Here is a 24,624-nt window from a genome sequence, read left to right on the forward strand (position 1 = left end):
AACGGCGTTAAGGAGAATGGGATGCGGCAGACGGACGTACTGATCGTGGGTGCGGGCCCCACCGGCCTCGCCCTCGGCATCGACCTCGCCCGGCGCGGGGTGGACGCACTGGTGGTGGAGCGCGGTGAGACCCTCGCCCCCGGCTCCCGCGGCAAGGGCCTGCAGCCGCGCACCCTGGAGATCTACGAGGATCTGGGCGTCCTCGACGAGATCCTCGCCGCCGGCGGCCCCTACCCGGTCGGCATGATCTGGCAGGACGGGAAGCAGGCCGGCGAGCACCAGATGTTCGACCCGGCGAAGGAGGGCGAGGAGGGCTCCCGCTTCACCGTGCCGTGGATGATCCCGCAGTGGCGCAACCAGGAGATCCTGCGGGCTCGGCTGGCGGAGCTGGGCGGCGAGGTCGCCCTCGGCCGGGAGCTGGTGGGCATCGAGCAGGACGACGAAGGGGTGACGGCGCGCTTCGCCTCCGGCGGGCCGGTGCGCGCGCGGTACGCGGTCGCCGCCGACGGGGGCCGCTCGGCGGTGCGCCGGGCGCTGGGCATCGGGATGACGGGCGAGACGGTCGACCCGGACCCGCTGCTGGTGGCGGACGTACGGATCACGGGCCTGGACCGGACGTGGTGGCACGTCTTCCCGCCGGCCGGGGAGGGCGCGGGCTTCCTGGCGCTGTGCCCGCTGGCCGGGACGGAGGACTTCCAACTGGTGGCACAGTTCCCGGACGGCACCGATCTGGAGCCCCTGCTGTCCCTGGCCGGCGTCCGCACGGTGATCGCCGACCGCACCCACCTCGACCCCGGGGACGTGACCGAGGTCCGCTGGTCCTCGGACTTCCGCCCGCGCGCCGCCCTGGCGGACCGCTTCCGCGCGGGCCGCGTCCTCCTCGCCGGGGACGCGGCGCACATCCACTCCCCCGCCGGCGGACAGGGCCTCAACACCAGCGTCCAGGACGCCTACAACCTGGGCTGGAAGCTGGGGGCGGTCCTCGGCGGGCGGGCCCCGGAATCCCTCCTGGACACCTACGAGGAGGAGCGCCGCCCCAACGCCGCGGCCATGCTGGGCCTGTCGACGGCCATCCACCGGGGCGAGGCCCGCCGGGGCGCCGAGACCCGCCAACTGGCCCTGAACTACCGCGACTCCTCACTCACCGAAGAGACCCGCCGCACCCCGGGCGGGATCCGGGCGGGCGACCGCATGCCGGACCTGACCGAGAACGGCGAACGCCTCTTCGACCGGCTGAGGGGCCCGGACTGGACGACGATCACCCTGAAGGAGGGCGTCTTCCTGGTCCGCCCGGACGGCTATGTGGGCTGGGCGGGCGAGACGGAGACGGGGATGGCGGGCTACCGGGCACGCGTGGGCTGCTGATGCCGCGCGGCTCGCACGGGCGCCAGCCGCAGCCGCTCGACCGGCCAGGGGGGCGGCTCAGCAGGCCCGAACCAGAGCCGGACGTCCTCGCCGGTGCGGACGGGCAGGCGGGGGTAGTCGTTCTCGGCCCGTTCGGTGCGGTGCAGCGCGTGGCCCGGGGCCAGGTGCCCGGCGGCGTACGCGTCGAAGGCGGCCGCGTCGGACGGCCGGCAGATCGTCGCCTCCACCTCGCGGGCGCCCGGCTCGGCGGTGAAGCACGGCCCCCGCAGCAGCAGGACGTCGTCGCTGTCGACCATGGTGGCGTTGGCCGCGTCCCGGTGCTCCCGCCAGACCGGGCCCGTGTAGAACGCCTCCAGCGCGCGCCGACGGCGCCCCATGTCGGGGAACGCGCGCAGCCAGACGAAGCGGTCCGGGTCGTCGAGGTCGCGGAACCGGCCGCCGACGGTGATGCCGACCGCCCGCTGCCCGGCGACGAACTCGCGCTCGAACAGCTCGATCAGCGTCTCCCGGGCGCCGGGGTGCAGGGTGTACTGCCGGAGTTCGACGATGCTCATGCGCCGCAGGCTAGGGACACTCCCCTGACATCCACTGTCAGTGAACGCTCTGCATACTGGGCGGCGTGCGCGCGAGCCGACTGGTCACCCTGCTTCTGCTGCTCCAGAACCGGGGCCGGATGACGGCCCGGCAGCTGGCCGAGGAGCTGGAGGTCTCCGTCCGCACGGTCTACCGGGACGTCGAGGCGCTCGGCGCCGCGGGTGTCCCGCTGTACGGAGCCGCCGGACACGCGGGCGGCTACCGGCTGGTCGACGGCTACCGGACCCGCCTCACCGGACTGACCGCGCCCGAGGCCGAGGCCGCGTTCCTCGCCGCGCTCCCCGGAGCCGCCGCCGACCTCGGCCTCGGCGAGGCGCTCGCCACCGCCCAGCTCAAGTGGCGGGCCGCCCTGCCGACGGAGCTGCGCGAGCACGCCGGGCGGATCCAGGAACGCTTCCTGCTCGACGCCCCCGGCTGGTACGGCGACGGCGACCGCACGCCTCACCTCGCCGCGGTCGCCGCCGCGGTGTGGGCGCGACGGGCGGTGGTCCTGCGGTACCGGCGCTGGCGCGCACCGGAGGAGATCGAGCGGCGGGTGGAGCCGTACGGGCTCGTGCTCAAGGCCGGCCGCTGGTACCTGGTCGCCGACGGGCCCTCCGGGATCCGCACCTACCGGATCGACCAGATCATCGAACTCCGTCCCCTGCAAGAGGAGTTCACCGTCCCGGACGACTTCGACCTGGCCGCGCACTGGCAGGACCATGTGGCCGGTTTCCGGGCCCGGCTGCACACCGGAGAGGCCCTGGTACGGCTCACCCCGCGGGGAGCCCACCGCCTCGGCGTGGCACCGGTGGGTGACGGATGGACGCAGACGCGGGTGCCCATCGAGTCGATCGACCACGCCCATGGCGAGTTCCTGCGGCTGGGCGCCGACATCGAGGTCCTCGCACCGGCGGAACTGCGCGACCGCATCGCCGAGACGGCACGGACCCTGGCCGCCCGCTACGAGGAGTAGCTCACGCGCCGGCCAGCGAGAGCTTCACGGCGAACCCGAGGAACAGCGCCCCGGCCGCCGAAGTGGCCCCCGCGGCCAGCCGCCTCCGCCGCCGGAACGCGTCCGCGAGCCGCGTCCCGCTGAATATCAGCGCGCTGAGATAGAGAAAACTCGCCGCCTGCGCGAAGGCCCCGAGGACGACGAACGACAGCGCCGGGTAGGCGTATCCGGGGTCCACGAACTGCACGAAGAAGGCGACGAAGAACAGAATCGCCTTGGGGTTGAACAGGCTCACGACCAGCGCCCGCCGGAACGGCCGCTCATCGGGGACGACGGCCGCCCCCTCGGCTCCCTCGGCGACAAGCCGCTCCCGCCGCGTCCCCCACATCCCCCACGCGGCCCGCAGCATCCCGACGGCGAGCCAGGTCAGATATCCGGCGCCGGCGTACTTCACGATCCCGAACAGCACCCCGTTGGCCTGCAGCAGCGAGGCCACCCCGGCCGCCGACAGCGTCATCAGCACGGTGTCCCCGCACCACACCCCGGCCGCGGCGGTGTACCCCGCCCGCACCCCGCGCCGGGCGGCGACCGAGAGGACGTACAGGGAGTTGGGCCCCGGAAGGAGGACGATCAGGACGAGGCCCGCGAGATAGGTGGGAAGGTCGACGACTCCGAACATGGGGACGAGTGTCGCATAGGGGTTCACCCGTCAGAACGCGTCGGTCGGGACGTACCTCCCCCACACCCCGCGCAGGGCGCCGCACACCTCCCCCACCGTCGCCCGGGCCCGCAGCGCCTCCTTCATCGGGTACAGGACGTTGTCCTTCCCCTCCGCGGCCTTGCCCAGGGCGGCCAGGGTGGTCTCGACCGCCGAACGGTCGCGCTCGGCCCGCAGCCGCGCGAGCCGCTCCGCCTGCCGGGCCTCGATGACCGGGTCCACCCGGAGCGGCTCGTACGGCTCCTCCGCGTCGAGCCGGAAGCGGTTGACGCCCACGACCACCCGCTCGCCCGAGTCGGTCTCCTGCGCGATCCGGTAGGCGTTCCGCTCGATCTCGTTCTTCTGGAAGCCGTGCTCGATCGCCGCGACCGCGCCGCCGAACTCCTCGACCTTCCGCATCAGCCCGACCGCCGCGGCCTCCACGTCGTCGGTCATGCTCTCGACGACGTACGAGCCCGCGAAGGGGTCGACCGTCGCGGTCACGTCCGTCTCGTGGGCCAGCACCTGCTGGGTCCGCAGCGCCAGCCGCGCGCTCCTGTCCGTGGGCAGCGCGATCGCCTCGTCGAAGGAGTTGGTGTGCAGGGACTGGGTGCCGCCCAGGACGGCGGCCAGGCCCTGGACGGCGACCCGCACCAGGTTCACCTCGGGCTGCTGGGCCGTCAGCTGGACACCCGCGGTCTGGGTGTGGAACCGCAGCATCAGCGACCTCGGGTCCCGCGCCCCGAACTCCTCCCGCATCACCCGCGCCCAGATCCGGCGGGCGGCGCGGAACTTCGCGACCTCCTCCAGGAGCGTCGTCCGGGAGACGAAGAAGAAGGACAGCCGGGGGGCGAAGTCGTCGACGTCCATGCCCGCCGCGACCGCCGTTCGGACGTACGCGATACCGTCCGCCAGGGTGAAAGCGATCTCCTGCGCCGGGGACGCGCCCGCCTCCGCCATGTGGTAGCCGGAGATCGAGATCGTGTTCCACTTCGGGATCTCGGCCCGGCAGTACCGGAAGATGTCGGCGGTCAGCCGGAGGGAGGGCTGGGGCGGGAAGATGTACGTCCCGCGCGCGATGTACTCCTTCAGCACGTCGTTCTGGACCGTCCCCGTGAGCCGGTCCGCGGGGACGCCCTGCTCCTCCGCCACCAGCTGGTACAGCAGCAGAAGCAGCGCGGCCGGGGCGTTGATCGTCATCGACGTGGACACCCTGTCCAGCGGGATCCCGTCGAACAACACCCGCATGTCGTCCAGGGAGTCGATCGCGACCCCCACCTTGCCGACCTCGCCGTGGGCGATCGGGGCGTCGGAGTCGTGCCCCATCTGGGTGGGCAGGTCGAAGGCGACGGACAGGCCGGTCGTGCCGTGGGCGATGAGCTGCCGGTAGCGGGCGTTGGACTCGGCCGCCGTGCCGAAGCCCGCGTACTGGCGCATGGTCCAGGGGCGGCCGGTGTACATGGTCGGGTAGACGCCCCGGGTGAAGGGGTACCCGCCCGGCTCGCCCAGCTGTTCGACCGGGTCCCAGCCGTCCAGGGCCCGCGGCCCGTACACCGGCTCGATGGGCAGCCCCGACTCCGACTCGCGCACCATGCCCACCACCATGCCGCTCCGTTCGCCCGGCGTCATCCGGGGGGAACATCTCAGGCATGCGGATGCGGAGATCGATCATCGCCCTGGCCGGCACGGCGGCCCTGGCGACCCTGTGCGGCTGTACCGTGCGGACCCCGGACACCCAGGACGGCAGGGCGCGCCCGCCCGGCCACGTCGACGTCACCCGTACGAGCCCCGCCCCGGACCCGAGCGGCACCGCCCCGGACGACAAGCCGAACGCGTCCCGGACCCCCGGCACGCCGACGCCCGCCGCGGCCGTGCGGTGGAAGCGCGGCGACTCCGGGCGGGACGTACGCGAACTCCAGGCCCGGCTGCGGCAGCTCGCCTGGCTGTTCGAGGGGCCCACGGGGCTGTACGGCGCGGCCACCGAGGAGGCCGTCAAGGGGTTCCAGGGCAAGCGCGGGCTGCCGCGGACCGGGACGACGGACACCGTCACCTGGGACCGGCTGGTGGGGATGACACGGGAACCGGGGCAGTGGGAGCTGTATCTGATGGGCGGTCAGCCGGCCGCCGCGCCCGACCCCCGGTGTCTGACCGGGCGGGTGCTGTGCATCGACAAGACGAGTCGCACCCTGCGCTGGATGATCGACGGCCGGACCGTGTCGACGATGTCCGTACGGTTCGGCTCCCAGTACACGCCCACCCGCGAGGGGGTGTTCCAGGTCTACTGGAAGTCCCGCGACCATGTGTCCACGCTCTACCACACGCCGATGCCCTACGCGATGTTCTTCAGCGGCGGCCAGGCGGTGCACTACTCGGCCGACTTCGCGGCCCGGGGATACGCGGGCGCCTCGCACGGCTGTGTGAACGTACGGGACGAGGCGGCGGTCTCGGCGCTCTTCGCTCAGGTCCGCGGGGGCGACAAGGTCGTGGTGTCCTGGTGAGTTCGGGGCGCGGGCGGGACCGGGGGAACGTGTCCCGCCCGCGCCAGGTGCACGAGCCGTAGGTACGGGGGGAACCCCGGCTCTGTGCGAAGGCCGATGACCAGTCGGCTCACTTGTTACTGCGCCGCGGCTCCCGAAAACGTCACACCCGGCGCGAAAAAAAATTTCTCGGATGATGAATCCGCAGGTCAGAGGGGGCGTGCGGGGATGGGGAATCAGTGGCGGCCGGTGCCGCCGGACGCGCCGCCGTTGCGGCTGCCGCCGTCGCCCCCGCTGTGTCCGCCGCCGTATCCGCCGCCCTGGGCGTCGCCGTCGTGCGAGCCGGTGCCGCCGGAGCGGTCGTCGTCCTGGTCCTGGCCCGCACCGGCGCTCTGACCGGCGGACAGCCCGGCCGACCCGTCGTCGTCACCGCCGCGGCCCGTACCGCTGTCGTTGTCGCCCCAGGAGTCCCGGTAGTCCGACGTGTCCTGGTCGTCGCCCGTGTTCCGGCGGGAGCCGCCCTCGAGGACGTTCGCGCAGTACGACGTCACCTGGGACCAGCCGCCGGCCAGGCCCTCCAGGGTGCGGCGGTGCTGGGTGTCCAGGGTCCGGCCGGCCTCGATGTCCCGGCAGGACGAGGTCACGCCCTTCGGCCAGCCCCGGACGCCGGGTGCGGTGGAGGAGCCGTCGGCGCCCTTCGTGCCGTCGGTGGTGTCACGCTCGGCGCCGCCGTCCGGCGCCACCGCGTCCGGGCCGCCGGAGGCGTCCGGGGAGGGCGAGATCAGCGGGCGGTCGGGGCTCGCGGCGCTGGAGACGGAGGCCCCGGGTTCGGGTCCGGCCCCGTCGAAGGGGCTCGGCAGCACTCCGGTACCGGCGGCCACCGCGACCCCGCCGAGCATGCCGGCGGCCACCGCGGCGGCCAGCCCGAGCCGCAGCGGGCGGTTCCAGCGGCGGCGTGCCCGTTCGCCGTTGCGATCGCCGCCGGCGCGCCCGCCGATGCGGACCAGTCCGGCATCGTCCGGGTACGCCGACTGGTGTGACGTACACGACTGCTGTGACGTCTGGGACTCACGTGCCGCCCGGGCCTCGCTGAAGGCCTTGAGGGCGGCGGCCTCGCCGGGGAGCTCCTCGTCGGACCGGAGCGGTTCGGCGCCCAGCGCGGAGAGCGCCGCCAGTGTTCTGGCGAGGCGTTCGGCCTGGTCCTGGGCCTGCGGGGCGACAGCGTTCTCGGGTGACTCACCGCGCAGCAGACGCTCCGCCGTCTCGCGGTCGAGCCACCTGTCCTGCTTGTCGGCCATCACATGTCCTTCTGCGTCCGCGCGCTCGCTTGCGTCACACTCGCGGACGTTACCGCGCGCGAACGCGGCCCTCGCTGGGGAGGCAGGGCGTCGAGCACCCCGGCGGTCTCCGGATCGTCGCCGAGCAGTTCGGCGAGTTTCTTCAGGCCGCGGTGCGCGGCGGTGCGGACGGCGCCGGGGCGTTTGCCGAGGGTCTCGGCGGCGGTCTTGGCGTCCAGGCCCATCACGACCCGCAGCACGACGGCCTCGGCCTGGTCCTGCGGGAGCCGGGCGATCAGGTCGAGGGTGCGGCCGGTGGCCAGCGCCTCGATGGCCTCGCCGGCGGTGTCGGACTCGGCGGCCCGGCCGGTCAGCTCGGTCTCGTCACCGCCGATCGCGGGACGCCGGCCGCGCATGCGGATGTGGTCGAGCGCGCGGTTGCGGGCGATCCGGGCGGCCCAGCCGCGGAAGCGGTCCGCGTCGCCGCTGAACCGCTCCAGGTCCCGGGCGATCTGCAGCCAGGCCTCGGAGGCCACGTCCTCGGCGTCGAGGTCGCCGACGAGTGTGCGCACGTACCCGAGGAGCCGCGGGTGCACCGTGCGGTACACAGCCCGGAAAGCGGTCTCGTCCCCGTTCTGTGCCGCAAGCACCGCGGCTGTCAGCTCCGCGTCGTCCCCCACGTCGTGGTTCCTCGGTCGGTCGATGGTCGCGGTCGAGACCGCAGGTCGTTGCGGTGGTCTGCCGCTTGGCCGTCCGGCGCGAAAGGCACGTTACGACCTGAAAGCGTCGGGCGTCCATGTCCGTACAACATGCAACGAACTCGTGATCCCGTAGGGGACGGTCGCGGACGGGCCCCGGGGTGTGACAGAAAACGCACTCCCGGCGCTGTAGGGAGTACGGGCCGCCGCGCGGTCCGTGCCGCGCGACGGCCGGGGTCTCTCCTGTGGGGGGTGGCGACCCCGGTCGTTGCCTCGGCCCCCTCGACCGAGGGGCGGGCTACTGCTTCCTGGCGTTGCCCTTGGGGGTGTTCCCTGCCTTCTCCTGGCCCTTGCCGGTGGCTCCGGTGGTGCCGTTGTTCCCGGCGTCGTTCCCGGCGTTCCCGGCTTCTCCGTTGTTCTTGGCGGACGCCGTCTGCGCCGCGCAGTACGCCTCGACGTTCTCCTCGCCGCCGGCCGCCGTCACCAGCCGCTGCCAGGCCGTGGCGTCCAGCGCCTTGCCCCGCTCCTTGACCTGCTCGTAGGCGCGGCAGTGGGCCTCGGTGTCCTTCGCGGTCACCGGGCGGTCCCGGTCCGCCGAGGCGGACGGGGACGGGGTGAGCGAGGGCGCGTGCGAGCGGCCCTCGGTGGCGCTCGCCGACCGCTCGGGGCGCTTCGCCTCGGCGGAGTCGTCCCCGGCGGACCCGATCGCGGCGAACGCGACCCCGCCGAGGGCGAGGCTCGCGACGGCGACGGAGAGCGTGGCCCGCAGCGAGCGGGCGGTGGAGCGGCGGGTGCGGGGCCGCCAGTCGTCCCGGCGGCGGGTACGGGCCGTGTGCGCGCCCGCGTCCCGGGCGGCCCGGAAGGCAGCCACGGCCCGCAGCTCGCCCTCGCTGCCCGCGGGCGGGGCGACGGGACCACCCGCGACGCGCAGGACCTCGGCGAGCAGCGCCTCCAGCTCCCGGGCTTCCAGCTCCTGGACTTCCAGCTCCTGGGCTTCCCTCTCATGGCCGAAGGCGTCCGCCGCCGGGGTCGTCCCGGCAGGGTGCGGACGCCGACGGACCGGCTCTCCGCCGTCGTTCAGCCGTTCACCCATGTCCGTTTCCGCCTCTGTCCCATGCGTGCGTCTACGCGTGCCGCCGATCCGGCCGCTCGGCCGTGGCCGTTCATTTCGACTCCCCCAGCGTGCGGGGCCCGTCATCCGTCACACCTTCGCCGTTCGCGTCCGCGACGCCGAGCTGGCGGGCCAGCCGTTTCAGGCCGCGGTGCGCGGCCGTGCGGACCGCGCCGGGGCGCTTGCCGAGCACCCGGGCCGCGGCCGGGCCGTCCAGCCCCACCACGACCCGCAGCAGCACGGCCTCCGCCTGGTCCCGCGGCAGCCCGCGGACCAGTTCCAGCGCCCTCGCGGTGGAGAGCGACTCCAGCGCCTGGTCGTGCGTGGAGTGCGGACCGGGCAGGTCCATGACCACGTCCTGCTCCAGCGCCGCCGCCCTCGGCCGCACCCGCAGCCGGCGCAGATGGTCCAGGGCCCGGTGCCGGGCGATGGTCGCCGTCCAGCCGCGGAACCCGGCGCCGTCGCCCTTGAACCGCCCGAGGTCGCGGGCGATCTCCAGCCAGGCGTCGGAGGCCACGTCCTCGGCGTCGTCGCCGACGATCCCGCGCAGATAGCCGAGCAGCCCCGGCTGGACGATCCGGTACGCGACGGCGAACGCTGTCTCGTCCCCGTCCTGGGCCCGCGCGACGGCCGCTCCCAGTTCCCCGTCGTACGCCTGCGCGCGCCGGGGTTCCCCTCCCTGGCCCAAGACTGTCCTCGTTCGTACGGAATTCGCTGGGGGTGCACCCCCACGGTCTTCAGCGCCGGGCCGCACAGAAGTGTCACAGGGTGGGCCGTTCGCCCCGGTCAGGGGCGGGCCCTTCACCGCGTTCAGGCCGCCACCCGGCGTGAGCGGCCGTGCAGGGTGAGGTAGAAGGTGCGCAGGGACTCCTCGGGGGAGCCCGTCTCGAAGCGGTTGACGACCTTGCCGAGCGGGTTCCAGACCCGGCCGTCGGGCATCCGCACCCCGACCGGCTGCCCGAACCAGCCGCGCTGCGGCTCGTCCAGGTCCACCCAGACCGCGCCCGCGCGGCGGACCAGCACCTCACCGACGTACGCGCCCAGTTCCACGAGCGTGTCGTGGGCGCGCTCCCGGTCGGCGCCGCCCTTGCGCACCCCGTCGACCAGGAAGTCGACCAGGCGCAGGCTGGCCGGGGAGTAGTCGAGGGGCAGCCGGTGCCGTGCGGTGGCGCGTGCGACGAAGGCACCGGCCCGCGCCCGCATCTCCGCCGCGCCCGTTCCCCGCGGGTCCGCTCCGCACTGTTCGTCCGTCCCGCTGCCCATGGGTCCTCACCCCTTCGCTCGGCCCGCTCGTCACGGGGGAACCGGCTCGGCTCCCCGCTGTCCCAGCGGACGGCGGCCCCGGAGCATCACGGGTCACCGACGTGTCGTCCGTCACGTCCGCTGCGCATCGCGTCCCGGCACAGCAGCCGGAGCGACCCGTGGCCGCCGAAGCACCGGCGGGCCTCGTCGAGGGGGTCCCAGAGGCGACCGTCCGGGGTGCGGATCCAGTGGTCGCCGCCGGCCGTCCACCACTCGGCGCCGGTGTGCCGGACGACCACCTCACCGGCGTACGCCCCGAGGCCGCGCAGCACCTGCTCGACGGCCGGGTACGGGGTGCCCTCGGCGCGCAGGTCCTCGATCAGCCGGTCGACGCGCCACAGGCTCTGCGCCGAGTGGTCGAGGTACAGCCGGGCGCCCTCGCGCAGCGCGGACACCGTGTCGGCCGCCCAGCGCACCGGCTTCACGGCGGCCTGGGGCCGGGTGGGGAACGGGTGAGTCGTCCTGGTCATGTACGGGACAGCGTGGCGCGGCGGTGATCCGTCACGCGGTTCGGGGCGCCTCCCCGGAACCGGCCCGGAACCCGCACAGGAGTGATGGTTCCGCGTCCCCGTGCGCTCCTTGAGTGATGAGCGCGTACCTCGACTTCCGCGCCGTGCCTCCTTCGGCGCTGCGCAACAGCGCGATGTGGCTGCGAAGACTGTTCGCCGACGATGACGACCGCCGCCGGGCCGTCCCGGTCCGGGACCGGGTGGACCGGGTGGACCGCGACCAGCGGTTCCTCTACGGCGACACCCCGCCGGAGCATGTGGATGCGGGCCCCGGGGCCTACGCGGTCCTCGGCGGCGGCCGGGTGTACTCGGCCGATGTGCGGGAACCTCCGTTCCTGCTGCTCACGGCGGCGCAGACGGCCCGGGTCGCGGACTTCCTCGCGACGGCCGACTTCGACGAACTGTGGCGCCCGGCGCGGGCGGAACTCCTGCCCCGCCACGGCGGCCCCACCCGGGAGCCCCGCACCCGAGCCGCCTTCGCCGCGGCCCACCGCGACCTGACGGCCTTCTACACCACGACGGCCCTCCACCAGGACGCGGTGGTGAAGTGGCCGGCCCCCTGAGCCGGCTCGCGCAGCGACCCACCCACAGCCGGCACCCCGAGGCGGCTCGCGTGGCGCCCCGGCAGCCGCCGGTGCCCTGAGGCAATTCGCGCAGCGACCCGCCCAAGGCCGACGCCCTGAAGCAACTCGCGTGGCACCCCGGCGGCGGCCGACCCCGTGAGCCGGCTCGCGCAGCGACCCGCCCACGGCGGGTGTCACATGCGGCCACGCGCTCCGCGGGAGACCACCGCGCGGAGGACGCGGCGGCCCTCCGTGGAGACGTCCAGGGCGCGGCGCAGGCCGGCCGCGCCGTGGTTCGTGAGGAGTTCCAGGACCGTGATCTGGCGGCGCAGCTCGGCGGCGACGAGGGGCGGCATGCCCTCGGTGCGGCCCGCGCGGCGCGAGTCGACCGAGTCGGCGTCCTTGGCCGGGTCGAGGAGGCGGTGTATCTGGAGCGAGGCGACGGAGCATGCGTCGGCCCACACCCGTACCTCGGCGGCGGCCCGGCCGGCGGGGGCCGCGTCGAGCATCCGGCGGGCGAGCAGCGCGGCCTCGCCGCCGGTCTCGCCGGACTCCAGCTTGGCGCGCACCTGTTCGAGCCCGCTGTCCCAGTCCTCGCCCGAACCCGCCTCGGCGAGGCTCGCCCACAGCGGCCGCAGGATGGCGTCGTCACCGCCGAGCAGCGGCACGCACCGGTCCAAACAAGCCAGCCCGCTGGCGGCCAGTCCGCGTTCGTCGGCCTGAGCGATCAGTTCCACCAGGCTCATCCACGTCTCCCTCGCCAGGGCGCCGCCCTCACGGAGCCCGCACTTTCCCTTACTGCGTGCGACGGAGGAAGACTGTCACAGAGTGGATTTTCAGCCAAGGGGTGATCTGTGGGCCGAAAAAGCCCTCCTCAGCCCAGCCGTCCCGCGAGTGTCCTGAACTGTGCCCAGGTAAGGGCAGGCGTGCGCGCGTCCCACAGCTTCTGCGAGGTGGCCCGCAGCGGCATCCGGATCCCGGCCGCGACCTGGTCCTGGGTCTGGGAGTTCGCGAGGTCGCACCAGACGGAGAAGGCCCCGCCGAGGATCTGGGCGTCGTACGCCGAGGACACCGCGGTCGTACCGCGCAGCACCCGCGGCGTCCACTGCTCGTAGATCCGCTGCCCCGTCGGATAGACGAAGGTCTGCGGCTCGCCGAGGACGTAGTACAGGAACTCGTCGTTGTAGTTGAGCACCTTGCGCCCCGCGCTCAGATACTCGGCCGGCACCCGCGCCCCGATCTCCTTGCCGGTCCAGTACGCGACGACGAGGTCGGAGGCCGGCTTCACGCTCGCGTCGCGGAAGAAGCCGTCGTTCCACACCCACATGGTCCGCTGGTGGGCCCGGACCGTCTCGGCCCGGTCGTTGAGCCAGCCGGTCGTGAGGTCGGCGACGTTCGCGCCCGAGCCGTAGCGCTGCCGTGCGGCGGCGGCGAGCTGCGGGAAGGAGGCGGCCGGGTCGGGCACGGTCAGCGCCTGGTACTCGTCGCCGCCGAGGTGCCACTGCCCGCCCGGGAAGAGGCCCGCGTACTCGTTCAGCAGATCGTCGAGGAGTTTCCCGGAGGCGGCCTGGGAGATGTCGATCGCCCCGCGCCTGGCGATCCCGTTGACGTTGCGCAGCTGCAGCTCGGGGTGGGCCGCGAGGACGGCGCCCAGATGCCCCGGCGAGTCGATCTCGGGCACGACGGTGATGTGCCGGGACGCGGCGAGGTCGACGATCTGCTTCACCTGCGCCTTGGTCAGGTGCTGCGCGGCGACGATCTCGGGATGGGTGTCGGACTCGATCCGGAAGGCCTGGTCGTCGGAGAAGTGCAGCTCGAACCGGTTGAACTTCAGGTCCCCCAGCTCACGGACCCGGTCCTCGATCCAGCCCGGCGAGAAGTACTTGCGGGCGATGTCCAGCTGGAAGACCCGCTGCGGCTTGGCCGGGGCGTCCCGCACGACGCCCTCCGGGGCCGTACCGCCCCCTCGGACCTCCTGCTTGAGCGTGCGGGTGCCGTAGAACACGCCGGCGTCGGAGGGCCCGCTGACGGTGACGCGCCCACCGCGCACGGTCATGGTGTACGACTCCCCGTCGCCGCCCCCGCCGAGCGTCAGCCGCAGATCGCCGGCCCGGGTGTCGTTCTTCTGCCCCGCGTACGTCATCCCCAGCTCACCGGCGACCAGCCGCCCCTCGTCGGCGAGGCGCGGGTCGGTCACGACCACCCGGTGCCCGGAGGCGGGCCGCCAGCCGGGCCCGCGCGCCGCCGTGAAGCCCCGTACGGCCGGGATCGTGCGCGGGGCGGTGGACAGCGGGTACGTACGGGTCGGACTGGGGCTCGCGGACGGCGCGGCGGCGACGCCGGACCGTTCAGCGCTGGACGCGCCCCGGGAGGTCTGCGCCGCCGCCGATCCGGTGGGCGCGCCGTCGTCCCCGCCGGAGGCCCACAGCCCCACCCCGGCCCCGAGGGCGGCGACCAGCCCGCCGGCTATCAGGGCCCGCAGGGCGACCTGCTCCCTGACCTTCTTGCGTGGCGCCGGACGCCGATGCCTGTGCCTGCTCACCCCGCCAACCGTACGTCGCCCGGGTGACGGGAGCGCACCGGGCAGATCACCGAACGCGTCACCGAACGGTCACCGAGAGAGTCCACCAACGGTTCCGAAACTCTCTCGTTCGAGTGAAATTCGGGCAAGCGTCAGACACCGGATGACCACTCCCGATAACGTTGCGACACACCTTTCACCGCATCCCCTGCCACATCACTCGTGACGCGAGGATCCACGCTGCCTGCGCACCGTCTTCCCCACCTCACCGGCCGCCTTCCCATACCGGCGCAGACCCGGACACCCCCGGCCACCCTGGTGGACACCTTCAACGCCGCCCCGGCCGAAGAGGCCCTCGGCACCCTCCTCACCTGCCTGAACAGCCTCTGCTGGGCGCACAGGGTCGCGGACCACCGCCCCTACCCCACGGTCGACGCCCTCCTCGCCGCCTCCGACGAGGCGGCCTACGACCTGACGACGACCGACCTCACCGAGGCCCTCGCGGCGGAGTCCCTGCCCACCCTCCCGGCCGACGCCTACGAGGCCGCCCACCTGGCCCTGGACGCGGCCCACGCGGCCTACGAAGCCCGCTTCGGACACGTGTTCGTCATCTGCCTGGACAACGTCCCCCCGGCCGAATCCCTGGACTTCGTCCTGGAGAGCATCCGGTCACGATTGACAAACGATCCGGAGGACGAACGGGTAGTGGCAGCAGAAGAACTCCGCCGCCTTGCCAGGCAGCGTCTCCTGACCCACCTAAGGGGCGCGGGGAACTGCGCGACCAGCCACAACGAACCCGCACCCGGCGCATAACGACACAACCCCCCACGGATGCCGCACGGCTCACCCATCCGCGTGCCAGTTTGATCACACCGGTAGGCCCGCTGTAAGCCCAGCGCCGCGGCGTGGCTACGATGCTGGGGGCCGGTGGACCGTACCCGGCCGGGCCCGTCCGACAGCACAAGCCGGCAGGCCCCAATCCCCGCTCCCGGAGGGTTCTTCCGTGCCGGCTGGAACGCTGTACCGCGGCCGGGAAGGAATGTGGTCCTGGGTGGCTCACCGAGTCACCGGCGTCCTCATCTTCTTCTTCCTGTTCGTACACGTGCTGGACACCGCTCTCGTGCGTGTCTCCCCCGAGGACTACGACAAGGTCGTAGCCACGTACAAGACCCCGATCGTCGCCGTCCTCGAGTACGGCCTGGTCGCCGCCATCCTCTTCCACGCGCTCAACGGCCTGCGTGTCATCGCCGTCGACTTCTGGTCGAAGGGCCCGCGCTACCAGAAGCAGATGCTGTGGAGTGTCGTGGGCATCTGGCTCGTGCTGATGCTCGGGGCGATCTACCCCGTCCTCGGCCACGCCGCTCGTGAACTGTTCGGGAGCTGAGACCGATGGCCACCACTGAAACCTCCGCCTCCGGGATCGGCCCCGTCGAGGGCGACTCGCTCTACGACGTCGACAACCCGGCGCCCCTCATCGAGGCCCCGCGCAAGCGCACCAAGAAGACCCCGCGCTCGACCCGCGGCAACTTCGAGATGGCCGCGTGGCTGTTCATGCGGCTCTCCGGCATCGTGCTGGTCGTCCTGGTCATCGGCCACCTGCTGATCCAGCTGGTGCTGGACGGCGGCGTGTCGAAGATCGGCTTCGCGTTCGTGGCCGGCCGCTGGGCGTCCCCGTTCTGGCAGGTCTGGGACCTGCTGATGCTGTGGCTCGCGATGCTGCACGGCGCGAACGGCCTGCGCACGGTCATCAACGACTACGCGGAGCGCGCGAACACCCGGCTGTGGCTGAAGGGCCTGCTCTACACCGCCACGGTGTTCACCATCCTGCTGGGCACGCTGGTGATCTTCACCTTCGACCCGAACATCCGCTAGGCACGGGGTTACGAGACTCATGAAGATCCACAAGTACGACACCGTCATCGTCGGCGCGGGCGGCGCCGGCATGCGCGCCGCCATCGAGTCGACGAAGCGCAGCCGCACCGCCGTGCTCACCAAGCTCTACCCCACCCGCTCCCACACGGGCGCCGCGCAGGGCGGCATGGCCGCCGCGCTGGCCAACGTGGAGGAGGACAACTGGGAGTGGCACACCTTCGACACGGTCAAGGGCGGTGACTACCTGGTCGACCAGGACGCCGCCGAGATCCTGGCGAAGGAGGCCATCGACTCCGTCCTCGACCTGGAGAAGATGGGCCTGCCGTTCAACCGGACCCCGAACGGCACCATCGACCAGCGCCGCTTCGGCGGACACAGCCGCAACCACGGCGAGGCCCCGGTCCGCCGCTCCTGCTACGCGGCCGACCGCACCGGTCACATGATCCTCCAGACGCTGTACCAGAACTGCGTGAAGGAGGGCGTGGAGTTCTTCAACGAGTTCTACGTCCTCGACCAGCTGATCACCGAAGAGGACGGCGTCAAGAAGTCCGCCGGTGTGGTCGCCTACGAGCTGGCCACCGGCGAGATCCACATCTTCCAGGCGAAGGCCGTCATCTACGCCTCCGGCGGCTGCGGCAAGTTCTTCAAGGTGACGTCGAACGCGCACACGCTGACCGGCGACGGCCAGGCGGCGGTCTACCGGCGCGGGCTGCCGCTGGAGGACATGGAGTTCTTCCAGTTCCACCCGACCGGCATCTGGCGCATGGGCATCCTGCTGACGGAGGGCGCCCGCGGTGAGGGCGGCATCCTCCGCAACAAGGACGGCGAGCGCTTCATGGAGAAGTACGCGCCGGTCATGAAGGACCTCGCGTCCCGTGACGTGGTCTCCCGCTCCATCTACACGGAGATCCGCGAAGGCCGCGGCTGCGGCCCCGAGGGCGACCACGTCTACCTGGACCTGACGCACCTTCCCCCGGAGCAGCTGGACGCCAAGCTCCCGGACATCACCGAGTTCGCCCGTACGTACCTCGGTATCGAGCCGTACACGGACCCGATCCCGATCCAGCCCACCGCGCACTACGCCATGGGCGGCATCCCGACCAACGTCGAGGGTGAGGTCCTGTCGGACAACACCACCGTCGTCCCGGGTCTGTACGCGGCCGGCGAGGTCGCCTGTGTGTCCGTCCACGGCGCCAACCGCCTCGGCACGAACAGCCTCCTCGACATCAACGTGTTCGGCCGCCGGGCCGGCATCGCGGCGGCGGAGTACAGCCAGCGGACCGCGACCTTCGTCGAGCTGCCGGAGAACCCGGCGCAGCTCGTCGTGGACCAGATCGAGCAGCTGCGCGGCTCGACGGGCACCGAGCGGGTGGCGACCCTGCGCAAGGAGCTCCAGGAGATCATGGACGCCAACGTCATGGTGTTCCGCACGGAGCAGACGATCAAGACGGCGGTCGAGAAGATCGCGGAGCTGCGCGAGCGGTACAAGAACGTCTCGATCCAGGACAAGGGCAAGCGTTTCAACACGGACCTCCTCGAGGCGATCGAGCTGGGCAACCTGCTCGACCTGGCCGAGGTCATGGCGGTGTCGGCCCTCGCCCGCAAGGAGTCCCGCGGCGGTCACTACCGCGAGGACTACCCCAACCGCGACGACGTCAACTTCATGCGGCACACCATGGCGTACCGCGAGGTCGGCGACGACGGCACGGATTCCATTCGTCTCGACTACAAGCCGGTCGTCCAGACCCGCTACCAGCCGATGGAGCGTAAGTACTGATGGCAACCCCTGTTCTGGACAAGGTCGAGGCGGAGGCCGCGGCGTCCCCCTACATCACGGTCACCTTCCGGATCCGCCGCTTCAACCCGGAGATCTCGGCCGAGGCGGTCTGGGAAGACTTCCAGCTGGAGATCGACCCGAAGGAGCGCGTCCTCGACGGTCTCCACAAGATCAAGTGGGACCTGGACGGCACCCTGACCTTCCGCCGTTCCTGCGCCCACGGCATCTGCGGCTCGGACGCGATGCGGATCAACGGCAAGAACCGCCTCGCGTGCAAGACGCTGATCAAGGACATCAACCCCGAGAAGCCGATCACGGTCGAGGCCATCAAGGGCCTGACGGTGCTCAAGGACCTCGTGGTCGACATGGACCCGTTCTTCCAGGCGTACCGCGACGTCATGCCCTTCCTCATCACGAAGGACACGAACGAGCCGACCCGCGAGCGCTTCCAGACGGCGGAGGACCGCGAGCGCTTCGACGACACGACGAAGTGCATCCTCTGCGCGGCCTGCACGTCCTCGTGCCCGGTCTTCTGGAACGACGGCCAGTACTTCGGCCCGGCGGCCATCGTCAACGCGCACCGTTTCATCTTCGACTCGCGTGACGAGGCCGGCGAGCAGCGCCTGGAGATCCTGAACGACCGCGACGGCGTCTGGCGCTGCCGCACCACGTTCAACTGCACGGACGCCTGCCCGCGCGGCATCGAGGTCACCAAGGCGATCGCCGAGGTCAAGAAGGCCCTGATCACGCGCCGCTTCTGACCCGCGTTCCCGTACGGCCACGAGGGCCCCGTCTCCCGGTTCCAGCACCGGGGGCGGGGCCCTCGGGCGTGCAAACACCACGATCGGGTGAACGTGATCAAGGGGGACATCCGGGGGGCGTCCGGCCTACGATGATGCTCTCGACACCAGCCCACAGGAGGCGCCAGATGTCCTCAGCAGCTGTCGAGCGGCCCCGAGAGAACCGGCCGCTGATCGCCGAGGCGAACCTCATCATGGAGAGTCTTCCTGGCCGCCGCGTCGAGATCATCGGAGGCCAGATCCTCGTGAGCCCAGCACCGGACGGCCCGCACTCCGAAGCCCTGATGCTGTTCGCCGTTCCTTTCCTGCAACTCGGTCTGGTGCGAGCGCTTCCGGGTATCGGCCTCTGGCTGCCGACAGGACCGGAGGACTATGTGATCCCCGACCTGTCGGTGGTCGACGACGACTACCGCGACCACCGGGTCGAGAACAGTTGTTACGACCCGGCCTGCTTCCGGCTCGTCATGGAGGTGACCTCCAGCAACTGGAAAACCGACCTCCGGGCGAAGGTCACGTCCTACGCGAGGGCCGGGATCCCCGTCTACGTCATCATCGACCGTCGGCATCAGCGCCTCCACGTCCTCACCGACCCGGTCCGGGACAGCTACACGACCCACCACATCCACACCGCCGGCGAGTCGGTCACCTTGCCCGAATCGATCGGCGGCAAGGTCGTCCTGGACGTGAGCCGGCTGCTGGAGGCCGGACGCCCGGAGACGGAGGACTGACCCCGCGTCACCAGGACGCGTACCACTCCGGATCCCCGCTGCCCAGGCGGCGGCGGAGATAGTCCTCCAGGTTGTTGGCCACCCAGCGGCGGCTGTCGCTCTCGTGCTCCCAGACGAAGACGTCCGGCCGCTCGGGCTTCACGACGAAGCCGAAGAGGTCGCCCCCCGCGCTCTCGCCGAAGAGCAGCAGCGGATCGAACGGCATGTAGAGCTCCCGGAAGTCGGCCGAACTCCTGAACTCCAGGTTGCGGTCCACGACCTCGCCGACGGAACAGATGATCCCGGTGCCGTACTTGTCCCGGGCCCCGTCCGCCGCACTCCAGAACTCCTTCAGCGCCGCGGGCAGCGGATGCCCCAGCACCACTTCCGCCACCCGCATCTGCTCCTCGCATCCGGGACCGTCGGCGATGTCCACGTCCGACGACAGCGAGGAGATGAGCTCGGTCCACATACGGTGATCCTTCATGGTTCAGAAGACGCCCTGACCCGGGGTCAGGATTCCGTTCGGGTCGTACGTGTGCTTCGCCCGCTCGAAGGCGGGCCAGGCCGCGCCGAAGTGGGTCCGCCAGTCGTCGCGGGTGAGGCGCATGGCGCCCACGGGGTAGCGGGTGCCGCCGGCCGCGGTGACGGTGTCGTAGGCGGCCCGGTTGGCCGCCAGGGCGCCGTCGACGGCGGCGGTGTCGTCCGGCGGGACGGTGCGCAGGAAGTCGAAGAGATGGAAGACGTCGTCGTCGGGGGTGCGCAGGAGCGGCGTCCTGAAGTGCTCACGGAGGAGAGGGTAGAAGAGGACCACGCCGCCGGGTCCCAGGGTGTCGGGGGTGAGCGCGTCCAGGAGCGGGGCGGCGAGGGCGGCGGCGGACCGGCCGGGGAACATCAGGTCGAGCCAGGGATGGGCGTACGCCCACAGGCCCGACTCCTTCAGCACGGCGACGAAGGGCGCGATGCGGTCCAGGAAGTCGTAGTAGGTGCGGTCGGTGCGGTTCACGGTCGCGGGATCGTGGCGCAGGCCCCGCAGCAGGACCGTGTCGTCGGGCTCGGGGCCGACCGGTGGACCGTAGGCCACAGCTTCCAGGATGTACACGCGGAACGCGCCCTCGGCGTCCGCGGAGACCTGGCCCTCCACATAGGCGAAGCGGCCCTCCCGCACCAGGAGGCGCTGGTCCTCGAGGAAGGTGTCCAGGTCGTCGTAGGTCAGCAGGTAGTGGCGTACGGTCGCGGGCGCGGGGACCAGACGCACGGTCGCCTCGACGATGACCGCGCACTGCCCGAGCCCCGCCAGCACGGCGTGAAAGAGGTCGGGGCGGCGGGAGGGCGAGCAGCGGACCAGTTCGCCCGCTCCGGTGACGACCCGGAGTTCGGTGACGTTGTCGACCTGGGCGCCGTGGCGGTGGGCCTGGCCGCCGAGGCCGCCCACGGACAGGGTGCCGCCGACGGAGAGTTCGAGGTAGTCGGTGAAGACGGGTGGGGTGAGTCCGTGGGCGAGCGTGGCCCGGGCGACCGCGCTCCAGCGGGCGCCGGCGCCGACGGTGACCGTGGTGCTGTCGGAGTCCAGGTCACCGATGTCCGCCAGGGTCGCGGTCTCGATGATCAGACCGCCCCGCGTCTGCGCCTGTCCGAAGGCGGCGTGTCCCTGGCCGCGCGGTGCGACGGGCAGACGGTGGTCGTTGCAGAACCGGATCATGGTGACGACGTCCCGGACCGAGCCCGGGCGCAGGACGGCCGAGGGGCGGCGGTGCACGATGTGCCCGAAGTCGTCGGCCGCGGCGGTGAGCGAGGAGTCGTCCGTGACGAGGGTGCCGTCCAGCCGGGGGATCCTCGCCAGTCCGGCCGGCGTGGGCCCGGTCGCCGACGTCGTCGCGGCCCAGCTTCGGGCGGTGGGGTCGAAGCCGATCACCGTGGCTCCGGCGAGCGTGACGCCGTGCAGGACGGTGCGCCTTGACGGTGTGCGGGACATACGAGTGCCGCCTCTCGAGCTCCGCGGGATCATCAAATCGGCGCCAGCCTAGGGCCTGTCCGGCGGATCAGGCCGCAGGAATGCAACAGTGACTGATCAGCGCAGGTGAGCGGGGTCTGGTGGGCCCAACTGCAAGGCGGAGGAGGGCGTCGACGCGATGGGGGTCCCCCCGCTCGAGCGCAGCCGAGAGTGGGGGAGTCGGCAACCGACGGCAACGCGGCAGGTGGGCCCGCCAGACCCCGCGTCTGCCGCATGATCCGCCGGACAGGCCCTAGGGCAGTTCGCCCCGTGGTGGCGGGATTTCCCGGCCCGGGTCCACGCCGGGGGTACGGCGAGGGCCCCGCTCCTCGAAGGACTCGAAAGGAGTGGGGCCCTCGCCGTGATGGCGCCTGGGCTCAGCCGCGCAGGACGCGGCCCTGGCTGTCGGTGCGGTCGTTGCTCGTGAGGAACAGGATGCCGTCGATCAGGGCCCAGAAGCCGAGGCCGCCGCAGGTCAGGAGCTGGGCGATGCCGACGCCCACGGAGCCGACGTAGAAGCGTCCGATGCCGAGGGTGCCCAGGAAGAGCTGGAGGATACCGGCGACGATCTTCGACTTGTCGGAGTACGGGCGGCCGAGCGGGTCGACGCCGTAGGGGGCCTCGGGAGTGGGGACGGTCATGAGAACTGCTCCTGGGATGACTTCGGGTGACCGGAGCCGACTTGCTCCGGACGGGGACTCCAGGAGGGATGCGACGAGTTGCTCCTACGCGTCGACCGTCGTCGACGACCACGTCCGAGCATGGTGTCGACCACGCGCGAACGTCCCCCTGGTTTTGTGAGAGTAAAGAGACCAGTGGGGCGAAAGGGAGTAGCCAGGACTGATCGTTCCTGTTCCGTGATCAAAATCCGCCAACTCCGCAATCTTTTCGGACGTCCGGTGGGCGAAGTGTGAACTCGGAGCGGTGAACTCGGAGCGGTGGAATCGCGGCGGTGACAGCGCGCCTAGAAGACGTTCCGGACGACCGTCCAGGCCACCGCGACACCGAGGATCACGCCGATTCCCCGGCCGCTGAGCGTCGGCCGCCAACTGCGGCCGCGCAGGCCCTCCCAGGCCCAGCGGGCGAGCAGGGCGAGAGCGAAGGGGGAGGCGAGCAGCAGGACGCGGTTGTCCAGCCAGGCCTGGGCGAAGTGGCCGTGCATCAGGTCGTACACCATGCGGGTGCCGCCGCAGGCGGGGCAGAGCAGACCGGTGACGAGGCGGAACGGACACTGCGGGAGCAGCCGACCGCTCTGGTGGGGATCGGTGCCGTAGAGATAGGCGGAGCCCGCCGCGCCGGCGACGAACACCGCGAGGGGTGCCGCCGCGGGGTGCCGCAGCGCGGACGGGCGCTCCGCTTCAGCCACGCAGGACCCGCCCGTTGCCGTCCGTGGTGTTGCTGCCGGTCAGGAGCATGATCCCGTCGATCAGCGCCCAGATGCCGAAGCCGCCGCAGGTGAACAGCTGGGCGAGGCCTATGCCGACGTGGCCTATGTAGAAGCGGCCCACGCCCAGGGTGCCCAGGGTCAGCTGGAGGACACCCGCGACGATCTTGGACTTGTCCGAGTAGGGACGCCCGTAGGGGTCGTAGCCGTAGGGGGCGTTGGGGTCGCCGGTGAAGGTGCCCGGCGGCACGTAACCCGGCGCGGGGTAGCCGGCCTGCGGCGGGTAGCCCGGCTGGGGCTGGCCCGGCTGCGGGTAGCCGTAGGGGCCGGGCTGACCGCCGGGCTGGGCGGCGCCGTACGGCCCGGGGGCGCCGGCGTTGGGGTAGCCGTACCCGGGCTGGGGCGGCTGATGGGGCTGCTGCGGCTGTTCGGTCAAGGCGAGGTCTCCCCGTGATCGGATGAGCGGAAAATCTGCGTGCAATGCGGGTGCACGTCATCTTGCAGCAGAAAACCGGCCCCGGAGAAGCCGGGGGTGGTCAAGACAGGACACCCCTCGAGCGGCAATCACCAATTCATGGGCACTGCCCACCTATTCTGACGGTATGTCAGATGACGAGTCCTACGAACTGCTCGGGTTCGACAACGTCCTGCTGCCCGTCGGCGACCTCGCCGAGGCCCTGCGGTTCTACGAGCGGGCCGGGTTCGCGGTGGCCTTCCGGTTCGACGAGGGCGGGATCGCGCTGTTGAAGGTCGGGGACGAGACGCCCGGGATCCTGCTGCGACAGGAGGAGGCCCTGGGACACCGGCCACCGCCGTGGGCGACGCCGCGCCTCTGGCTCGAGGTGCCGGACGCGCGCCTGGCGGCACGGCGGCTGGCCGACGCCGGGATCGCACCGCTCGATCCGCCGTTCTCGGTGGCGACGGGCTGGACCGTCGAGGTCGCGGATCCCTGGGGGAACGTCCTCGGGTTCGCGGACTACACCAAGCGGCCGGAGCTCGGCCGCAGGGCGTGACGCAGGTCCCACACCCCACGTGTTGAACACGTTCAAAACTGAGCTACAGTCATCCCTGTCAGCGTTTTGAACGCGTTCAACAAGGGGGACGCCATGGATCGCACCGTCATCGCCTACGTCATCTACCTGGTCGTCAGCATCGGCCTGACCGTCTGGGTGGCGCGCACTCTCAGCCAGAACGGAAGGGTCTTCCTCGCCGACGTCCTCCAGGGCAACGAGAAGCTCGCCGACGCCGTCAACCACCTCCTGGTGGTGGGCTTCTACCTCGTCAACCTCGGTTTCGTCGCCCTCTACCTGAGCGGTGACGACACCATCGAGGACACCCGCGGCGTCTTCGAGGCCCTGTCGACCAAGCTGGGCGTGGTGCTGCTGGTGCTCGGCGTGATGCACCTGGGCAACGTGTACGTGCTCAACCGGATCCGCCGGCGCGGGGTCATGGAGCGCGAGCAGCTCCCGCCCGTCGCCCCGCAGGGCTGGACCGCCCCGCAGGCGGGGGCGTGACGGCCGTGACCACCACGGCCGTACACGGCGACCGGGACACCACGGGGGTCCCGGTCCGCCGGCTCACCGTCCTCTACGACGCCGACTGCGCCCTGTGCGCCTTCGTCCGCGACTGGCTGGTCCGGCAGCCGCAGCTCGTCCCGCTGGAGCCGGTCGCGGCCGGGTCCGCCGAGGCGGCCGCCCGCTTCCCCGCGCTGGACCACCGCGCCACCCTCGAGGAGATCACCGTCGTCGGCGACGGCGGCCAGGTCTACCGGGGCGCCGCCGCCTGGATCGTCACCCTGTGGGCGCTGCGCGAGCACCGGCCGCTCGCCCACCGGCTGAGCACCCCCGCGGGCGCGAAGCTCGCCAAGGGCGCGGTCCTGGCCGCCGCCAAGTGGCGCGGGGCGCGGCGCAAGGAGGCGGGCTGGGGCGGCGGCGCGTACTACGGGGCCGACGGCTGGTCCTTCGACCCGAGGCACGGCTGGACCTACACCCCGCCCTCCTGTGCCGACGGCGCCTGCTCCACTGGCTAGGCTCTGTCCGTGTC

General features: G+C 72.0%; 29 protein-coding genes. 13 read left to right on the forward strand and 16 right to left on the reverse strand.

What is annotated here, in order from left to right:
• Positions 1-21: 21 nt before the first annotated feature.
• Entirely contained in the window at positions 22-1,365 is a 1,344-nt protein-coding gene (locus ABZ464_RS31800; protein ID WP_359282495.1) for an FAD-dependent monooxygenase, read from the forward strand.
• Here the strand turns inward: ABZ464_RS31800 and ABZ464_RS31805 are convergent.
• The gene (locus tag ABZ464_RS31805) at positions 1,341-1,919 is read right to left on the reverse strand and encodes an NIPSNAP family protein (protein ID WP_359282498.1); all 579 of its coding nucleotides are present in this window, start codon (positions 1,917-1,919) and stop codon (positions 1,341-1,343) included. The genes ABZ464_RS31800 and ABZ464_RS31805 overlap by 25 nt on opposite strands.
• A gap of 65 nt (positions 1,920-1,984) precedes the next feature.
• Here ABZ464_RS31805 and ABZ464_RS31810 point away from each other — a divergent pair, with 65 nt between their 5' ends.
• Positions 1,985-2,914, forward strand: a complete 930-nt coding sequence (locus tag ABZ464_RS31810) for a WYL domain-containing protein (RefSeq protein WP_359282501.1) — start codon at positions 1,985-1,987, stop codon at positions 2,912-2,914.
• 1 nt (position 2,915) lies between these two features.
• On the opposite strand, the gene leuE is transcribed toward ABZ464_RS31810, so the two are convergent.
• Together leuE and ABZ464_RS31820 are read right to left on the reverse strand one after the other, a co-directional pair.
• A complete protein-coding gene (leuE, locus tag ABZ464_RS31815) occupies positions 2,916-3,572 on the reverse strand; it encodes a leucine efflux protein LeuE (RefSeq protein ID WP_359282502.1) in 657 nt (218 codons plus the stop codon).
• A gap of 30 nt (positions 3,573-3,602) precedes the next feature.
• Positions 3,603-5,183: a methylmalonyl-CoA mutase family protein gene (locus ABZ464_RS31820; RefSeq protein ID WP_359282675.1), complete on the reverse strand. Its 1,581-nt coding sequence runs from the start codon at positions 5,181-5,183 to the stop codon at positions 3,603-3,605.
• 62 nt (positions 5,184-5,245) lie between these two features.
• On the opposite strand from ABZ464_RS31820, the gene ABZ464_RS31825 reads away from it, so the two are divergent.
• On the forward strand, positions 5,246-6,088 hold the full coding sequence (locus ABZ464_RS31825) for a L,D-transpeptidase family protein (protein WP_359282677.1): 843 nt from the start codon (positions 5,246-5,248) through the stop codon (positions 6,086-6,088).
• A 215-nt stretch (positions 6,089-6,303) separates the two neighbouring features.
• On the opposite strand, the gene ABZ464_RS31830 is transcribed toward ABZ464_RS31825, so the two are convergent.
• The 6 genes from ABZ464_RS31830 to ABZ464_RS31855 form a co-directional block, all read right to left on the reverse strand.
• Positions 6,304-7,365 (reverse strand): hypothetical protein, encoded by a 1,062-nt coding sequence (locus ABZ464_RS31830; protein ID WP_359282504.1) that lies wholly within the window; start codon positions 7,363-7,365, stop codon positions 6,304-6,306.
• Positions 7,365-8,024, reverse strand: coding sequence for an RNA polymerase sigma factor (locus ABZ464_RS31835; RefSeq protein ID WP_359282507.1), 660 nt, complete (start codon positions 8,022-8,024; stop codon positions 7,365-7,367). The genes ABZ464_RS31830 and ABZ464_RS31835 overlap by 1 nt, the downstream gene beginning before the upstream one ends.
• Before the next feature lie 316 nt (positions 8,025-8,340).
• A complete protein-coding gene (locus ABZ464_RS31840) occupies positions 8,341-9,135 on the reverse strand; it encodes a hypothetical protein (RefSeq protein WP_359282508.1) in 795 nt (264 codons plus the stop codon).
• 70 nt (positions 9,136-9,205) lie between these two features.
• Positions 9,206-9,841 (reverse strand): RNA polymerase sigma factor, encoded by a 636-nt coding sequence (locus ABZ464_RS31845; RefSeq protein WP_359282510.1) that lies wholly within the window; start codon positions 9,839-9,841, stop codon positions 9,206-9,208.
• Positions 9,842-9,963: 122 nt separating this feature from the next.
• A complete protein-coding gene (locus ABZ464_RS31850) occupies positions 9,964-10,416 on the reverse strand; it encodes a hypothetical protein (RefSeq protein ID WP_359282512.1) in 453 nt (150 codons plus the stop codon).
• 86 nt (positions 10,417-10,502) lie between these two features.
• On the reverse strand, positions 10,503-10,925 hold the full coding sequence (locus tag ABZ464_RS31855) for a hypothetical protein (RefSeq protein WP_359282515.1): 423 nt from the start codon (positions 10,923-10,925) through the stop codon (positions 10,503-10,505).
• 116 nt (positions 10,926-11,041) lie between these two features.
• Here ABZ464_RS31855 and ABZ464_RS31860 point away from each other — a divergent pair, with 116 nt between their 5' ends.
• The gene (locus ABZ464_RS31860; RefSeq protein WP_359282518.1) at positions 11,042-11,527 is read left to right on the forward strand and encodes a DUF1877 family protein; all 486 of its coding nucleotides are present in this window, start codon (positions 11,042-11,044) and stop codon (positions 11,525-11,527) included.
• 194 nt (positions 11,528-11,721) lie between these two features.
• Here ABZ464_RS31860 and ABZ464_RS31865 read toward each other — a convergent pair whose 3' ends face one another.
• Positions 11,722-12,273, reverse strand: coding sequence for a hypothetical protein (locus ABZ464_RS31865; RefSeq protein WP_359282521.1), 552 nt, complete (start codon positions 12,271-12,273; stop codon positions 11,722-11,724).
• A 128-nt stretch (positions 12,274-12,401) separates the two neighbouring features.
• The gene (locus ABZ464_RS31870; protein ID WP_359282679.1) at positions 12,402-13,997 is read right to left on the reverse strand and encodes a glycoside hydrolase family 20 protein; all 1,596 of its coding nucleotides are present in this window, start codon (positions 13,995-13,997) and stop codon (positions 12,402-12,404) included.
• Positions 13,998-14,270: 273 nt separating this feature from the next.
• Between ABZ464_RS31870 and ABZ464_RS31875 the strand changes: the two genes are divergently transcribed.
• From ABZ464_RS31875 to ABZ464_RS31900, 6 genes are all read left to right on the forward strand, one after another.
• Positions 14,271-14,861, forward strand: coding sequence for a 2-oxo-4-hydroxy-4-carboxy-5-ureidoimidazoline decarboxylase (locus ABZ464_RS31875; RefSeq protein ID WP_359282523.1), 591 nt, complete (start codon positions 14,271-14,273; stop codon positions 14,859-14,861).
• Between the two features lie 190 nt (positions 14,862-15,051).
• A complete protein-coding gene (gene sdhC, locus ABZ464_RS31880) occupies positions 15,052-15,432 on the forward strand; it encodes a succinate dehydrogenase, cytochrome b556 subunit (protein ID WP_359282526.1) in 381 nt (126 codons plus the stop codon).
• A 5-nt stretch (positions 15,433-15,437) separates the two neighbouring features.
• Positions 15,438-15,920 (forward strand): succinate dehydrogenase hydrophobic membrane anchor subunit, encoded by a 483-nt coding sequence (locus tag ABZ464_RS31885; protein ID WP_359282528.1) that lies wholly within the window; start codon positions 15,438-15,440, stop codon positions 15,918-15,920.
• A 19-nt stretch (positions 15,921-15,939) separates the two neighbouring features.
• Complete coding sequence (gene sdhA, locus ABZ464_RS31890) at positions 15,940-17,697, forward strand: succinate dehydrogenase flavoprotein subunit (protein WP_359282530.1); 1,758 nt, start codon at positions 15,940-15,942, stop codon at positions 17,695-17,697.
• A complete protein-coding gene (locus tag ABZ464_RS31895; protein WP_359282532.1) occupies positions 17,697-18,458 on the forward strand; it encodes a succinate dehydrogenase iron-sulfur subunit in 762 nt (253 codons plus the stop codon). Before sdhA ends, ABZ464_RS31895 begins: the two co-directional genes overlap by 1 nt.
• Before the next feature lie 167 nt (positions 18,459-18,625).
• On the forward strand, positions 18,626-19,225 hold the full coding sequence (locus ABZ464_RS31900; RefSeq protein WP_358997532.1) for a Uma2 family endonuclease: 600 nt from the start codon (positions 18,626-18,628) through the stop codon (positions 19,223-19,225).
• Between the two features lie 7 nt (positions 19,226-19,232).
• Here ABZ464_RS31900 and ABZ464_RS31905 read toward each other — a convergent pair whose 3' ends face one another.
• From ABZ464_RS31905 to ABZ464_RS31925, 5 genes are all read right to left on the reverse strand, one after another.
• The gene (locus tag ABZ464_RS31905) at positions 19,233-19,676 is read right to left on the reverse strand and encodes an SMI1/KNR4 family protein (protein ID WP_359282535.1); all 444 of its coding nucleotides are present in this window, start codon (positions 19,674-19,676) and stop codon (positions 19,233-19,235) included.
• An 18-nt stretch (positions 19,677-19,694) separates the two neighbouring features.
• On the reverse strand, positions 19,695-21,179 hold the full coding sequence (locus ABZ464_RS31910) for an FAD-binding protein (protein WP_359282538.1): 1,485 nt from the start codon (positions 21,177-21,179) through the stop codon (positions 19,695-19,697).
• A gap of 395 nt (positions 21,180-21,574) precedes the next feature.
• Complete coding sequence (locus tag ABZ464_RS31915; protein ID WP_055632039.1) at positions 21,575-21,838, reverse strand: TM2 domain-containing protein; 264 nt, start codon at positions 21,836-21,838, stop codon at positions 21,575-21,577.
• Positions 21,839-22,161: 323 nt separating this feature from the next.
• Positions 22,162-22,563, reverse strand: a complete 402-nt coding sequence (locus ABZ464_RS31920; RefSeq protein WP_359282541.1) for a DUF2752 domain-containing protein — start codon at positions 22,561-22,563, stop codon at positions 22,162-22,164.
• On the reverse strand, positions 22,556-23,017 hold the full coding sequence (locus ABZ464_RS31925) for a TM2 domain-containing protein (RefSeq protein ID WP_359282543.1): 462 nt from the start codon (positions 23,015-23,017) through the stop codon (positions 22,556-22,558). Before ABZ464_RS31925 ends, ABZ464_RS31920 begins: the two co-directional genes overlap by 8 nt.
• A 166-nt stretch (positions 23,018-23,183) precedes the next feature.
• Here ABZ464_RS31925 and ABZ464_RS31930 point away from each other — a divergent pair, with 166 nt between their 5' ends.
• The 3 genes from ABZ464_RS31930 (at position 23,184) to ABZ464_RS31940 (ending at position 24,610) form a co-directional block, all read left to right on the forward strand.
• Positions 23,184-23,594 carry a VOC family protein gene (locus ABZ464_RS31930; protein ID WP_359282545.1) on the forward strand — a complete coding sequence of 137 codons (411 nt, stop codon included), beginning with the start codon at positions 23,184-23,186 and terminating at the stop codon, positions 23,592-23,594.
• Positions 23,595-23,687: 93 nt separating this feature from the next.
• Positions 23,688-24,095 carry a hypothetical protein gene (locus tag ABZ464_RS31935; RefSeq protein WP_359282548.1) on the forward strand — a complete coding sequence of 136 codons (408 nt, stop codon included), beginning with the start codon at positions 23,688-23,690 and terminating at the stop codon, positions 24,093-24,095.
• Positions 24,092-24,610: a DCC1-like thiol-disulfide oxidoreductase family protein gene (locus ABZ464_RS31940; protein WP_359282549.1), complete on the forward strand. Its 519-nt coding sequence runs from the start codon at positions 24,092-24,094 to the stop codon at positions 24,608-24,610. The genes ABZ464_RS31935 and ABZ464_RS31940 overlap by 4 nt, the downstream gene beginning before the upstream one ends.
• Positions 24,611-24,624: the final 14 nt, after the last annotated feature.

Origin of the sequence: Streptomyces sp. NPDC005820, from assembly GCF_040630255.1 — a bacterium.
GTDB lineage: Bacteria > Actinomycetota > Actinomycetes > Streptomycetales > Streptomycetaceae > Streptomyces.